Below are 13958 nucleotides of genomic sequence, written 5' to 3'. Positions count from 1 at the left end.
TCTCGATGCGTAAGGATTGGCTTTGGGTGGGTGCAGCTTCGCTGCTGCTCGCCGCCTGTACGACTCCCACAGAACAGCAGACGCCCGCTCCGCAGCAGCCTGCTTATAACGGCCCGGTTGTGGAGATCGGCGGCGTCGAGCCGCGCTATGAGCCGATAAATCCGGCCACCAGCCAGGATTACAGCGTCAATGGCAAAACCTGGCGGATTATAAAAGATCCCTCTAACTATAGCGAAACCGGACTGGCCAGCTGGTATAGCGAGCAGGCCAACGGTACGCGTACCGCTACCGGTGAAACCTTCGATCAGGAAGGGTTAACCGCAGCTCACCCTACCCTGCCCCTGCCCAGCTATGTGCGGGTAACCAACCTTGCCAACGGCAGGCAACTGGTGGTGCGCGTTAACGATCGCGGCCCTTACACGCCAGGCCGCATTATTGACCTTTCGCGCGCGGCCGGGGATCGACTGAACATATCTAATAACACGCGCGTACGTGTTGATTACATCAAGGTTGCGCCGGACGGCTCGCTTTCCGGTCCTGGCACCATTGGCACCGTGGTTGCCAAACAGAGCTACGCCTTACCGTCGCCTCCCGATATCGGTGGCGGAACCATGATGATGGGCGGCTCCGCTGCGGCGGGACAGCCAGCAGCGACTGAACAGCCGCAAAATATACATCCGGTGGATAACAGTACGCTCACCAGCGATAGCTCAATCGGCGCACCGGTACGCAGCAGCGGCTTCCTTGGTGCGCCAACGCCGCTCCATGCGGGCGTACTGGAAGGCAGCGAGCCAGAAATGCCAGCGGCCTCGCCATCGCCTGCGGCTGGCAGCGTGTCGGCGGCGGCACCCTCTGCGGCAGCGGGAAATTATGTGGTCCAGGTTGGCGCGCTCAGCGATGCCGGTCGGGCGCAACAGTGGGCGGAGAAACTGAAATCGCAGTTTGGCGTACCGGGTACGGTAGCCAGCAGCGGTAAACTTTATCGCGTACAGCTGGGACCGTTTGCTTCCCGTCAACAGGCGGCGGCGCTGCAGCAGCGGCTGATTAGTGAAGCCAGTCAGCAATCCTTTATTACCGTGATTCAAAGCGGCATGTAAAAACTAACGGCGGCCACTTTGCGTTAAGACAACAGAAAACAGGCTGGCTGTTTATTTTGTCAACGCAAAGTTGGGTGCCTGTAAAAACGCCTTTTGCTATAGTAAGGCACTTTTTTTCACTAACCTCCACGGATGATGTTGTCCTTAACATGAATACGCTGAAAACCTGTCACTATTTTAAGCGCCTGGCGGCGGGCACCGTGATTGCCCTGAGCCTGAGTCAGGCCGCGCTGGCTGAAGATATTAATCTTAAAACCATGATCCCTGGCGTACCGGAGATTGACGCAGAAGCGTATATCCTGATCGACTATAACTCCGGGAAAGTCCTTGCTGAAAAGAATGCCGACGCGCGTCGCGACCCGGCCAGCCTGACCAAAATGATGACCAGTTATGTTATTGGCCAGGCGGTGAAAGCAGGCAAAATTCATCAGGACGATATGGTTACCGTGGGCCAGGATGCCTGGGCGACCGGAAATCCGGTGTTCCGTGGTTCTTCGCTGATGTTTCTGAAGCCGGGCGATCGCGTGCCGGTTTCCCAGCTGACGCGCGGTATCGTGCTGCAGTCCGGCAATGATGCCTGCGTCGCTATGGCAGACTATGTGGCAGGCAGTCAGGATGCGTTTGTCGGCCTGATGAACAACTATGTCAAAGCGCTGGGCTTGCAAAACACTCATTTCCAGACGGTGCATGGTCTGGATGCAGATGGCCAGTATAGTTCCGCGCGCGATATGGCGCTGATTGGTCAGGCACTGATCCGTGATGTGCCGGAAGAGTATGCGGTTTATAAAGAGAAAGAGTTCACTTTCAACAATATTCGTCAGATGAACCGTAACGGCCTGCTGTGGGATACCAGCCTGAACGTCGACGGCATCAAAACGGGCCATACCTCCGCAGCCGGTTATAACCTGGTCGCGTCTGCGACTGAAGGCCAGATGCGTCTGATCTCGGCGGTACTGGGCGGCCATACTTATAAAGGCCGTGAAGTTGAAAGTAAAAAGCTGTTGACCTGGGGCTTCCGTTTCTTTGAAACCGTTGCGCCGTTGAAAGCTGGAAAAGAGTTCGCCTCTGAGCCAGTATGGTTTGGCAACAGCGATCGCGTTCAGCTTGGTGTCAGTAAGGATATGTATCTGACCATTCCACGCGGACGGATGAAAGATCTGAAAGCCAGCTACGTGCTGAGCAATACCGAACTGCATGCGCCGCTGCAGAAAAATCAGGTGGTCGGTACCATTAACTTCCAGCTGGATGGCAAAACAATTGAGCAACGCCCGTTAGTGGTACTGAATGAAGTGCCGGAAGGGGGTTTCTTTAGCCGCATCGTGGATTATATTAAGCTGATGTTCCACCACTGGTTCGGTTAAGGCGCGAGGCGGTTGATATTCGCTCTGTTCGCCCTTATATCCTGATTATGTGTAAGCTCCCGCTGCGGCGGGAGTCTTTTTTTTAGCACCGGAGTCTCTATGAAAACCAAACTGAACGAACTGCTCGAATTTCCCTGTTCTTTTACCTATAAAGTCATGGGACTGGCACAGCCGGAGCTGGTTGATCACGTGGTGGAAGTGGTGCAGCGTCATGCGCCAGGCGATTATACGCCAGATGTAAAACCCAGCAGCAAAGGCAACTATCACTCTGTCTCGATTACCATCACCGCGACGCATATTGAGCAGGTTGAAACGCTGTATGAAGAGCTGGGCAAAATCGAAATTGTGCGTATGGTGCTGTAATTCCATGCGCATCAGCCTGGGCGGGTAGAGCTCGTCCAGGAGCAGCGTTATACTTCCCTCTTTATCTGGAACGGAAAGCACGTTTTGCAGCAGCCTCCTCTTATTGTTCGCCCGTTGGGTCTGCGCCCCTGGGAATCTGTCTCTCTTGCCATGCATCAGTTTACTGATAGCCGTACTGCCGATACGCCGGATGAGCTGTGGCTGGTAGAGCATCCTGCGGTTTTTACGCAGGGTCAGGCGGGTAAGGCTGAGCATTTACTGATGCCCGGCGATATTCCCGTGGTGCAGAGCGATCGCGGCGGCCAGGTGACCTATCACGGCCCGGGGCAGCAGATATTGTACGTATTAATCGATCTGAAACGCCGCAAGCTGGGTGTACGTCAGTTGGTTACCGCTATCGAACAAACGGTGGTTGAGACGCTGGCGCATTATGATGTGGCAGCCTATGCGCGCCCCGATGCTCCCGGCGTCTATGTGGATGGCAAAAAAATCTGTTCGCTCGGGCTACGTATTCGTCAGGGCTGCTCTTTTCATGGGCTGGCATTGAATATCGCTATGGACCTTGCGCCTTTTCAGCGCATTAATCCCTGCGGCTACGCCGGACTGGAGATGACGCAGCTAAGTGCGTTTCGTGCTGGTATCACGCCGCAAGAGGTACAGCCCGTGCTGATTGAAAAGTTTTTGCAGCAGGTGGCGATCCCGTCGGCCAGCTGGCAGCCAGCGGAGCACTCTGCTTTTTTGTAAAGGTGCAGGCTACTTTACAAATTTGCAACTTTTTAGCACGCCGTCAGGCTGTTTGTCAGGCGCTGAAATGATATAATTTTTGCACTTTTTTCAAATAAAGTTGAAAAGCTCGTTGAGTTACCGCCTCTTTTCAAACTGCAATCCAACCTGGAAACTGCAAGCTTATGAGTAAACCGATTCAGATGGAACGCGGCGTCAAATATCGCGACGCAGACAAAATGGCGTTAATCCCGGTGAAAACCGTGGTAACCGAGCGCCAGGAGTTGTTGCGCAAGCCGGAATGGATGAAGATCAAACTGCCCGCCGACTCCAGCCGTATTCAGGGCATTAAAGCGGCGATGCGTAAAAACGGTCTGCACTCTGTCTGTGAAGAGGCCTCCTGCCCTAACCTTGCAGAATGTTTTAACCACGGTACGGCCACCTTTATGATCCTGGGTGCCATCTGTACTCGTCGCTGCCCATTCTGCGACGTGGCGCATGGTCGCCCGCTTACGCCAGACAGCAACGAGCCAGCCAAACTGGCACAAACCATTGCCGATATGGGCCTGCGCTATGTGGTCGTGACCTCAGTGGATCGCGACGATCTGCGTGACGGCGGCGCACAGCATTTTGCCGATTGCATCACCGCAATTCGTGAAAAAAACCCAACGATAAAAATCGAAACGCTGGTACCAGATTTCCGTGGCCGTATGGATCGTGCGCTGGAGATCCTGACCGCAACGCCGCCGGATGTGTTTAACCACAACCTGGAAAACGTGCCGCGTATCTATCGTCAGGTGCGTCCCGGCGCTAACTATGAGTGGTCGCTGAAACTGCTGGAGCGTTTCAAAGAAGCACATCCGGATATCCCGACCAAATCGGGCCTGATGGTGGGTCTGGGCGAAACCAATGCGGAAATTATCGAAGTGATGCGCGATCTGCGTCGTCATGGCGTGACCATGCTTACGCTGGGTCAGTACCTGCAGCCAAGCCGTCATCACCTGCCGGTTCAGCGCTATGTCAGCCCGGCAGAATTTGATGAAATGAAAGAAGAAGCGTTGGCGATGGGCTTTACCCACGCCGCCTGCGGTCCTTTTGTACGCTCTTCTTATCACGCCGATCTGCAGGCGAAAGGGCTGGAAGTTAAATAAGCGCTTTGTTGCAAAAAAACGCAGCCATAAGCTGCGTTTTTTTATTACCGCTGCGAAGTTACAATTTGTAACTTAACGCTGCCGCAGGGGTTACTCTTTATGGGTGACGCGCTCAGCAGGCATTTCTTCTGCTTTCGCAGCCGGTGCCGCATCCTCATCCTTCATCGCTTTTTTAAAGCCTTTAATGGCGGCACCTAAATCACCACCCAGCGAACGGAGTTTATTCGTACCGAACAGCAGTACGATCAACGCACCAATAACCAGTAACTTGGCAATGCTGATACCTTCCATAACACCTATTTACCTTAAACGAGAAGCCAACGTCGGCTATTAACGCGCAGAACGTTACCCAATACAACCGCCACTTGTAACAGATTACAAATTTTTTTGACGCGCAAAACAAGGGGGTGGTTGCTTATTCAGCTCCGGCTCGCCTGAGCGATATCAGGCGTCAGGCATTCAGTTCGGGGCGGCTAAAGCGACGATTGGCTAAAACCGGCAGCCTTTCGCGGGCGCTTTTAACGCGCTGCGCATCCAGTTCGGCAAATACCAGCGCCGGGCTTTCCGCAGCGCGGGCAATGGCGACGCCCAGCGGATCGACAATCAGGCTGCTGCCGATATTACGTGGTCCGCATTCGCCTACCGCAATCACATAACAGGTATTTTCCAGCGCCCTTGCGGTAACCAGCACGTCCCAGTGCATCTCTTTTAGCGGCCCTCTGACCCACGCCGATGGCAGTACCAGCACATCGGCACCATCCAGCGCCAGGCGACGTGCCAGCTCCGGGAAACGGATATCGTAACAGGTCATCATGCCGACTTTCATTTCGCCCACTTTCAGCAAAGGCGGAACAGCCAGGCCAGCGGTGACGTGCTGTGATTCCTGCATCGCGAATGCATCGTAAAGATGCAGCTTATCGTAGCGTGCAACAATTTCCCCGCCGCGCAGAGCCACCTGTGCGTTAATCGCCCGCTGTGAGCCATCAGGGACATAGAGGGTCAATATCGTCGTTAGCGTGCTTTCACGGCTGGCAGCCAGCAACTGAGTCAGAAAAGGGCCATCCAGCGGCTGTGCCTCTCTTACCGCCAGCCCTGGGTCCTGGATATCGGTCGCTAATACCGCTTCAGGCAGCACCAGCAATGCAGCGTCTGCCTGCTGCGCCTGCTGCATCAGCTCAATACAGGTATGCGCATTTTGCTGCCATTCACGCGCGACAGCAAACTGCCCCATAGCGACTTTCATCTTCTTCCCTCCCTTACGCTGACCCGCTGTCAGAACCATGATCTCTTACGCCAGCCGTTTGATACGGTAGCAGGGCGATTCGCTATAGCCTTCACGCGCATAAAACTGGTTAGCTTTGATACGCGCCTCATGGCAATGCACCTCCATGCGATCGCAGCCCCGTTCACGCGCCAGCTGTTCAGCATGCTGTAGCAAATGCTGCCCGACTCCCTTGCTACGCTCACCGTCGGCAATACAGAAATAGCTGATACGAGCAAAGTCACCGGCCAGCGCCAGCTGTGGAATAAAATGCAGTGATAAAAAGCCCAGCACGGTTTGCCTGTCCTCGGCCACCATCAACATCTCATCGGGATGGTCAATCAACTGCTGTAAGCGGTGGTTCATCAGGCCTTCGGTGCCACCGTAGCCTAATTCATGCAGTAAAGAGATTAAGGCGAAACTGTCTTTAGTTTGAGCTGGCCTGATGTTCATTGCGGCTCCTTCAGATACGCTTACCGCGTTGGGGTTACCTGTTTATAGCTGTAGTTAAGGCAGGGAAGCAAGCGGATACCGCAGGTAAAACATAACTCCCGCTTTTTATGTGCGGTCACGCAATAATTAATGTTTCCTTAACCTTACGACGGCACACTGAGGGAAGATTTTACGGGAAGGAGTAATAATGAAAAATTTGATGCCGCGTAGCCTGTCTGAACTCTTTGCTCTGACGTTAAGCTGCGTTTCGCTGATTGGTTTTATCGGTTTATATCTCTACCGCTGACTCAGGCAAAAAAAAACCCGCCAGCAGGCGGGTTTTTAAAATTCTGACTGTTAACTTACAGAGCGATAACGTTAGCAGCAGATGGGCCTTTTGCGCCGTCAGTGATTTCAAACTCAACGCGCTGACCTTCGGCCAGGGTTTTGAAACCATTGCTCTGGATAGCAGAGAAGTGTACGAATACGTCTTTGCTGCCATCTTCCGGAGTAATGAAGCCGAATCCTTTGGACTCATTAAACCACTTAACGTTACCTTTGATCTTGGACATCTATATTACCTTTACATGAAAAATGGACACTAAACTGTGTCGGGGTTAAGTACAGCAATTGCCGCGCCTTTTGTCCAGTGCGTCGTGAAGAAAAAGTGATAAATATCGCCTTTTTTTCGTATGTGACTACTTTGTAGAAGTCATTAAATATCACAGAGAATCGTCTTTCCAGAGCAGTCGCCTTCACTTCTTCATCTCAACAAATCATAACCCAATGATTTAATTAAGATAAATTTTGTTATTGATCTGCTCTCTAAAAAAATGCGGTAAAAACGGATGTTTTCCAGCGTCTCAACCTTTGCGGCGAAAAATTACCATGCCAGACGATAACAACATTGAGCAAAAGATAAACAGCATTTTTTATCGCCGTAAAGTTATCCCACACCCATCTCATTTAGTCTGGCTTTAGCTTTTAACAGCAGGCCTCTTGTGCATCAAGGTAATATCAGAGGTAGCACGCATCACACTCTTTCCTTTTTCTAATGAGAAAGGAATATCTACCGATTAAAAATTGCTCTATTATTGAGAAAAATCATTGAAATCAGCTTTTTCTTATCTTTATAGCCTGGTCCAGTGAAAAGCATGCTTTAAATTTACTTACTTTTCATTTATTTAGCGCGTGATCATAACAACCTTAAACAGATTAAGTAAATTTATAGATCTTTCATGTGTTTTTGCTAAGATATTTCACGCCGCGAAATCAGCAGTAAGGAAGATAAGGATGGTCATGAAAGTACGATGTACCGCCTGTGGCAGCAAAAGGTTTCGCTATACTACCGGGGACCAAAAAGGGAAATTTCACCACGGCGCGGTATGTGCTTATTGCTTTAAACCTTTTACCGTACAGGATGTATTACCCCATACAGAAATAGATCCTATTGCCCATTGCCTTATCAGGCAGCGCAATAGCCGACTCAGGCCTTAGAAAAGCGGCACCTGCCTGAGGTGCCGCCAGTTAAACTAAAACAGAATCTTGAATACGCCGGTAAGCGTTAGTAACCCAACGATAAAGATAATTGCAATAATCCAAAGTATAATCTTCATTCTATTCTCCCTGTAGACGACTATGGCGATGAGTCGATAAGTAAAGTGCGCTGCGGTCAGTTTTTAAGAAAACATGAGCGCCATTTGGTCAACAACCGCAACGTTATCTGTCGCTTAAGTATAGTTAAGGATTGGGATTTTGCATTTTGCGAGCCCGGTCGCGCTCTTTACCTTTCCCCCTGCCCTGCCGCTTCGCTCTGTGCAATAAAGAAAGCTAAACTTAAGGCGGGTATCAACCCGGTGTCTTAGTGACTTTTTGTCAGCCTGTAAAAAGGAGGCCTTATGAGTACGATTGATACCAATATGGGCAGATATTGTCTGAAGGCGAACCATGCCGGTAATCATATCAAGGGGACGATTGCCATCAACGATGAGGGCGGCGACCAGCTCTCTTTACAGGAGTTTGATGAGCACTATCTGGATGATGTGGTTAATAACGTTATCTATCCGGTCACCGGCGGCAATCGTGAAATTACGCGGGCGCTGCGCGAGCAAATGATAAAAGCGGGTTTTAATCAGCCGCATTAAATGACCAGGGACCCCGCAGGATGCCCTGGCGCTTGATGCTTCGGGCAGCAGCGCAACCGGGAATATCAGCGTCGCTGCTGCCTTAGCTTAGATAAGAGCAGAGAGCAGCAAACACCCCACCAGCCCGCAAACCGAAATAATGGTCTCCAGCGCTGACCATGATCGCATGGTTTCACCAATGGTCAGGTTAAAATACTCTTTGAACAGCCAGAAGCCAGGATCGTTAACGTGCGAGAAAATAACGCTGCCTGCTCCCACAGCGATCACCATCAGCTCAGGGCTGGCACCGGAAGTGGCAATCAGCGGCGCGACGATACCACCCGCGGTAATGGCGGCAACGGTTGCCGATCCCAGCGCAATACGCAGTACGGCGGCAATCGACCAGGCCATAAAAATAGGCGACAGGTTAGTAGCATGCATCAGACCGGCAATATATTTGTCCACGCCGCTGTCCACTAACACCTGTTTAAAGGCGCCGCCGCCGCCGATAATCAGCAACATCATGGCAATAATCTTGATGGAATCAGTCAGCGTATCCATCACCTCTTCCATACTACGGCCGCGATTAAGGCCAAAGGTAAAAATACCAATCAGTACCGCTATCAGGGTTGCCATTACCGGATCGCCAAAGAACTCCGCCCAGGGCAGCAACGGGTTATCTTTAGACAGAACCATTTCCGCTACGGCACGTAAAGCCATCAGCACAACCGGTACCAGCGCGGTCCAGACGCTGACGCCAAAGCCTGGCATTTCCTCTTCGCTAAAGGTTTTCGGGTTGTAAAGCCCTTCCGGAATAGGCTTATCAATGTTTTTCAGAAAGCGCGCATAAACCGGCCCCGCCAGTATTACCGTTGGAATCGCCAGCAGCGTACCGAACAACAGCGTTTTCCCCATATCGGCGTTAAACAGCGTGGCAATAGCGGTCGGACCCGGGTGCGGCGGCAGGAAGCCATGCGTTACGGATAAAGCGGTGGCCATTGGTACGCCAACGTAGAGCAGCGGCACGCGCGCCGAGGCTGCAATGCTGAACACCAGCGGCAGCATCAACACAAACCCCACTTCATAAAACAGAGCAAAACCCACGGTAAAGCCGGTTAATACCACGGCCCACTGAATATGACGGTGGCCAAATTTAGCAATCAGCGTAGTGGCGATCCGCTGCGCCCCGCCGCAGTCCGCCAGAAGCTTCCCTAACATTGCGCCGAATCCCATGATCAGCGCCAGGCTGCCAAGTGTGCTGCCAACGCCAGCTTTAATGGAGGCGATCACTTTATCGACCGGCATTCCCTGCATTATTCCCACCACCAGCGCAACCAAAATAAGCGCAATAAATCCATTAAGCTTGAAGCGAATCATTAGCAGGAGCAGCAGCGCGACTCCAACCGCAACGATAACTAATGGCATAATTTTTCTCCGGTGAATGGCCGCCAGGAATAACGGCCGACTTTATCATTGTGGGTCACGACAGGAATAAACTGAGTGACATGCTTAGCAGCAAGTGAAAGCGTTGCCGTATTGTTACCGATAACATGGTAGCGGTAACAAATTGTCACTGGAATCAGAGCCGCAGGTAGAATTATTGATTTGCGAAGATGATCAACTTTTTACCGCCATGTTAACGTTCATAAGCTATCCATAGCGGAGCGGTTGACTGTTAAACTCACCTCTCCTTACTAAACCGTGGCGGGAGTAAACGTGTTGACCAGCCAGACGATCGCTAACCGACAAACTTTTTTTGGCCGGGGCAGCCTGCAACAGCTGCTACCGCTACTTCAGCAAACACCGCAAGCGACACTCCTGTTTTGCAGCCGCTCTTTCCTTAACAGCTCGCACTACGCTGCTATCAGTCCGGCGCTTAAGCCGTTGCTTATCGGCTATGAAGTCGTTACTCATGAAGCCTCGCCGGATAATATTGACCACTGGGTCGCGCGCTGGCGCGGCAAGGTTGAACGCGTGGTGGCAATTGGCGGCGGCAGCGTTCTGGATGCGGCCAAAGCCTTCGCCGCCATGAGCCAGCACCCGCTTAACACGTTGCGCTATCTGGAAAAAACAGGCGATACGCCGGTCAGCGGCGAAACGCTGCCATTAATTGCCGTTCCAGCTACGGCGGGCACCGGGAGCGAAGTGACGCAAAATGCGGTAGTCACCGACCAGAGCGATAACAAGGTTAAGGCTTCATTACGTCACGCTAATTTTGTGCCGCAGGTTGCCATTCTTGATGCTGATTTACTCGACGGCGCGCCCGATAAGGTCCTCGCCTGCTGCGCCATCGATGCCTTTACTCATCTGTTTGAAGCCTGGCTTTCAGCCAAAGGGAATATGTTCACCCGGCAAACCGCGCTTAACGGTATGCGTCAGTTTATTAAGGGCTGGCCGGATCTTAATCGTCAGGATGAACGCGGAGCCGAAGCGCGCGAGGCGATGTTGATGGCGTCGTGGCTGGGAGGGTTAAGCCTGAGCATGGCCGGGTTAGGCGTTATCCACGGTATTGCGGGCGAGCTGGGCGCTATCAAAGCCTGGCATCACGGTGAAGTCTGTGGCCGCCTGCTGTTGCCCTTTTTAGCGCTGCTGGACAACAGCGAACATCCGCAGCAGCAGGCATTAATGGCCGAGCTACAGCTGGCGCTGTTTGGCGCAGCACACCCGACGCCGGCAAGCTATCTGTCGCAGTGGCTTCAACAGCATGCTGTATTTCCTTTCTGGCAGCAACGGCTTGCGCTCAGCGCCAGCGAAGTCGAGTGGATAGTGGCGCGCGCCAACAGTAAAAATTCGCTGGTTAATTACAGCCCCGCGCAAAGGCGTTGGATGCTGGAACAGGCGTACTGCTGTACCGACTAATCAAAGGGAGGGCGTCCGTCCAGCAGCAACTGGATAACATCCAGCACGCCTTCCTGATTATTTGACGGTGCCCGATACTTTGCTGCCGCCTTCACTCTTTCCGGCGCGTTAGCCATAGCGTAACCGAAACCGGCCTGGCTAAGCATCTCCAGATCGTTGCCGCCGTCGCCAAACGCCAGCATCTGTTGATGGGTTATTCCCCAGCGCTGCTGCAGCAGCGCCAGGCCGTGCGCTTTGTGCAAGCCGGGAATAATCAGATCAACAGAGCCATGGCCGCTGGTCACGGCGGTCGCGACGCCAGCATGATGTCGTTCAATATCTGCCATCAATACCGGAACGTACTCATCCGATAGATTCAGCGCAAATTTAAACAGACGATCGTGAATCTCATCCAGCCGTTCTACTGGCTGGAGGCGATAACAGTAGCGGCGCATTTTTTCAATGTAGGCTGCGGGCGCCGAGGAAAAATACCAGGCGCTGTGGTAGCCGCACAGCACATAATTCAGCGCAGGGTAATTGCCGCGTGCCAGCGTATCGATAATTTTTGCCACATCGCCAGCTGGAAACTCGCCCACGAAGCGATCCTCGCCCGCCTCAACGATATAAGCGCCATTCTCTGCCACAAAGGCGAGCTCATGTGCAATGTCAGGAAAAAAGGTGCGCAACTGATAATACTGGTTGCCGCTGGCAACCACGAACCGAATACCGCGTGCCTTAAGCTCTGCATACTGTTCGGCAAAGCGCGCACGGTTATAATTTTTCCGGTCATCAAGAAAGGTGCCATCCATATCAACAGCAATAAGTTTGATATCTGCCATTATTTTGCCTCTGCTTACGCTAACTGAGGGTGATCTTAGCTGACGATCGCTTTTGCTGCCTCCTGCAACATCTTAACGCTGGCCGCTCTTTTAACGGCTGGCTAACGCGTTTTACTTCGTCTTGATGCCTGATTTTTTCATTCTTGACAGCAGCGTGGTGCGTTTTAAGCCTAAACGGCAGGCCGCACCGCGAGGACCGGCAACCACCCCGTTAGTCTCTTTCAACACCTGAAAAATACGTTCGCGCTCATTGAGAACGTTCATTACCGGAGGCGTTTCTTCCGGCATGTCTGTATGGATAACGGATAAGGGCCGATGCATCGAAACGGTGGCTCGGTAAAAAGGAGAAGATGAGGAAATATCAAGGATCGTTTGATTTCTGGTTCGGAGCAGCGTGTAAAAATCAACGGTGTTAACCAGAGAATATCTTAATTTTAGCCGATTAAAGATGCTCACCAGACGCTTTCTTACGAGAGCACCTGGTGATATATCATCAGGAAAGTATATCGCTGATATGTGCAGATAAATCTTCTTTTTTGATTCCAGTGAGTTCAGCCAGACTGGAAGATAATTCTTCAATACTCTTGCCTGTCGATGACGGGCCAGACGTGGCATGAGCAAAGTAAAGCCCATTATCGAAACCAATATCGAAAGTAATATGATTAAGCTGAACACGTTGCATAAACGATCCTTTTAATAACATGAAATTCAGGCTTAACGATAATTTGATAACTTATCAAAGCATCGTTTGTTCCTGATAATGCTTCATCAGGCGGTAACCATAAGGTCTCGCTAACGACGCACCAGCAAAAAAGCCTTCTGAGCAAAAAACGCACAACAGTAATAGTGTAAGTCTTATCTGCCATAAAGGCCAAATTAAATGCCCTGTTCCGGACGCTTTATGAGTCAGGTTGCAAAACAGATTCAGATGCCAGTTGCCTTGTTAGCAGGAAAAAGACGGATTTTGGTTTTTCCTCATACTGGTTGGCATCAGCGATGTCTACCAACCCTATGTAACTGCTGAATTAAATTACCCTGAACGGTAAACGAATCTGCTTATAGTTGGCTGAATGAATCGCCACAGGTTTAACAGACACCCCGGAGTCATTTAAGATGACTTAAAAGAGAGGTGCTCATGAGCGGTAAACGTTATCCCGAAGCGTTTAAAATTGAAGCGGTAAAACAGGTTGTTGATCGTGGTTATTCTGTTTCCAGCGTTGCAACACGTCTCGATATCACTACCCACAGCCTTTATGCCTGGATAAAGAAGTACGGACCGGACTCTTCCACCAACAAAGAACAGTCAGATGCTCAGGCTGAGATCCGCCGACTCCAGAAGGAGCTGAAGCGGGTTACTGACGAACGGGACATATTAAAAAAAGCCGCGGCGTACTTCGCAAAGCTGTCCGACTGAGGTACGCCTTTATCCGTGACAACACCTGTTGCTGGCCTGTTCGTCTGCTCTGTCGGGTGCTGAATGTTCATCCGAGTGGGTTTTACGCCTGGCTTCAGCAGCCGCATTCACCACAGCATCAGGCGGATCTCAGGCTGACAGGACAAATCAAACAGTTCTGGCTGGAGTCCGGTTGCGTTTATGGCTATCGCAAGATCCATCTCGACCTGAAAGATAGAGGGCAACAGTGCGGGATAAAGGCTCAGGTCGGGTATCGAAGCCCACGAGCGCATAAAGGTGAAGCCAGTATCGTGGCACCCAACAGACTCCAGCGTCAGTTCAACCCGGAAGCACCGAATGAACGTTGGGTAACGGAC

At 51.7% G+C, this 13958-nt stretch carries 14 protein-coding genes and 2 pseudogenes; 8 read left to right on the top strand and 8 right to left on the bottom strand.

The annotated features are described in order from the left end of the window. Positions 1 to 5 precede the first annotated feature (5 nt). The 5 genes from rlpA (at position 6) to lipA (ending at position 4695) form a co-directional block, all read left to right on the top strand. A complete protein-coding gene (gene rlpA / locus ACQE3Z_RS12695; protein ID WP_426974086.1) occupies positions 6 to 1097 on the top strand; it encodes an endolytic peptidoglycan transglycosylase RlpA in 1092 nt (363 codons plus the stop codon). A 149-nt stretch (positions 1098 to 1246) separates the two neighbouring features. Continuing rightward, positions 1247 to 2458: a D-alanyl-D-alanine carboxypeptidase DacA gene (gene dacA / locus ACQE3Z_RS12690; RefSeq protein WP_426974085.1), complete on the top strand. Its 1212-nt coding sequence runs from the start codon at positions 1247 to 1249 to the stop codon at positions 2456 to 2458. A 99-nt stretch (positions 2459 to 2557) separates the two neighbouring features. Continuing rightward, on the top strand, positions 2558 to 2821 hold the full coding sequence (gene ybeD, locus ACQE3Z_RS12685) for a DUF493 family protein YbeD (RefSeq protein ID WP_085067636.1): 264 nt from the start codon (positions 2558 to 2560) through the stop codon (positions 2819 to 2821). 84 nt (positions 2822 to 2905) lie between these two features. After that, complete coding sequence (lipB, locus tag ACQE3Z_RS12680) at positions 2906 to 3565, top strand: lipoyl(octanoyl) transferase LipB (RefSeq protein WP_426974084.1); 660 nt, start codon at positions 2906 to 2908, stop codon at positions 3563 to 3565. A gap of 164 nt (positions 3566 to 3729) precedes the next feature. Further along, positions 3730 to 4695, top strand: coding sequence for a lipoyl synthase (lipA, locus tag ACQE3Z_RS12675; protein ID WP_085067638.1), 966 nt, complete (start codon positions 3730 to 3732; stop codon positions 4693 to 4695). 90 nt (positions 4696 to 4785) lie between these two features. Here the strand turns inward: lipA and tatE are convergent, their stop codons facing one another. From tatE to cspE, 4 genes are all read right to left on the bottom strand, one after another. Continuing rightward, on the bottom strand, positions 4786 to 4986 hold the full coding sequence (gene tatE, locus ACQE3Z_RS12670; RefSeq protein WP_085067639.1) for a twin-arginine translocase subunit TatE: 201 nt from the start codon (positions 4984 to 4986) through the stop codon (positions 4786 to 4788). Between the two features lie 160 nt (positions 4987 to 5146). Continuing rightward, entirely contained in the window at positions 5147 to 5938 is a 792-nt protein-coding gene (locus ACQE3Z_RS12665) for a deaminated glutathione amidase (RefSeq protein WP_426974083.1), read from the bottom strand. A 45-nt stretch (positions 5939 to 5983) separates the two neighbouring features. Then, entirely contained in the window at positions 5984 to 6409 is a 426-nt protein-coding gene (locus ACQE3Z_RS12660; protein WP_250652096.1) for a GNAT family N-acetyltransferase, read from the bottom strand. A gap of 341 nt (positions 6410 to 6750) precedes the next feature. Next, positions 6751 to 6960, bottom strand: a complete 210-nt coding sequence (gene cspE / locus ACQE3Z_RS12655; protein WP_038627478.1) for a transcription antiterminator/RNA stability regulator CspE — start codon at positions 6958 to 6960, stop codon at positions 6751 to 6753. Positions 6961 to 8286: 1326 nt separating this feature from the next. On the opposite strand from cspE, the gene ACQE3Z_RS12650 reads away from it, so the two are divergent. Then, the gene (locus tag ACQE3Z_RS12650) at positions 8287 to 8532 is read left to right on the top strand and encodes a hypothetical protein (protein WP_426974082.1); all 246 of its coding nucleotides are present in this window, start codon (positions 8287 to 8289) and stop codon (positions 8530 to 8532) included. An 87-nt stretch (positions 8533 to 8619) separates the two neighbouring features. Here the strand turns inward: ACQE3Z_RS12650 and gntT are convergent, their stop codons facing one another. Beyond that, complete coding sequence (gene gntT / locus ACQE3Z_RS12645; RefSeq protein WP_426974081.1) at positions 8620 to 9936, bottom strand: gluconate transporter; 1317 nt, start codon at positions 9934 to 9936, stop codon at positions 8620 to 8622. Positions 9937 to 10227: 291 nt separating this feature from the next. On the opposite strand from gntT, the gene ACQE3Z_RS12640 reads away from it, so the two are divergent. Then, positions 10228 to 11370, top strand: coding sequence for an iron-containing alcohol dehydrogenase (locus ACQE3Z_RS12640; protein ID WP_426974080.1), 1143 nt, complete (start codon positions 10228 to 10230; stop codon positions 11368 to 11370). On the opposite strand, the gene ACQE3Z_RS12635 is transcribed toward ACQE3Z_RS12640, so the two are convergent. From ACQE3Z_RS12635 to ACQE3Z_RS12625, 3 genes and pseudogenes are all read right to left on the bottom strand, one after another. After that, positions 11367 to 12188: a Cof-type HAD-IIB family hydrolase gene (locus ACQE3Z_RS12635; RefSeq protein WP_426974079.1), complete on the bottom strand. Its 822-nt coding sequence runs from the start codon at positions 12186 to 12188 to the stop codon at positions 11367 to 11369. The genes ACQE3Z_RS12640 and ACQE3Z_RS12635 overlap by 4 nt on opposite strands. Before the next feature lie 111 nt (positions 12189 to 12299). Beyond that, positions 12300 to 12443: pseudogene (locus tag ACQE3Z_RS12630) on the bottom strand (helix-turn-helix domain-containing protein); the annotation flags it as partial. Positions 12444 to 12681: 238 nt separating this feature from the next. After that, complete coding sequence (locus ACQE3Z_RS12625) at positions 12682 to 12870, bottom strand: hypothetical protein (protein ID WP_250652092.1); 189 nt, start codon at positions 12868 to 12870, stop codon at positions 12682 to 12684. Between the two features lie 453 nt (positions 12871 to 13323). Here ACQE3Z_RS12625 and ACQE3Z_RS12620 point away from each other — a divergent pair. Next, a pseudogene (locus ACQE3Z_RS12620) lies at positions 13324 to 13958 on the top strand (IS3 family transposase); the annotation flags it as partial.

The sequence above is a fragment of the Pantoea sp. FN0307 genome (genome assembly GCF_050113815.1).
Lineage (GTDB): Bacteria > Pseudomonadota > Gammaproteobacteria > Enterobacterales > Enterobacteriaceae > Mixta > Mixta alhagi.
Note: the sequence above shows the minus strand (reverse complement) of the source record. Positions and strands in the feature narration are given on the sequence as shown.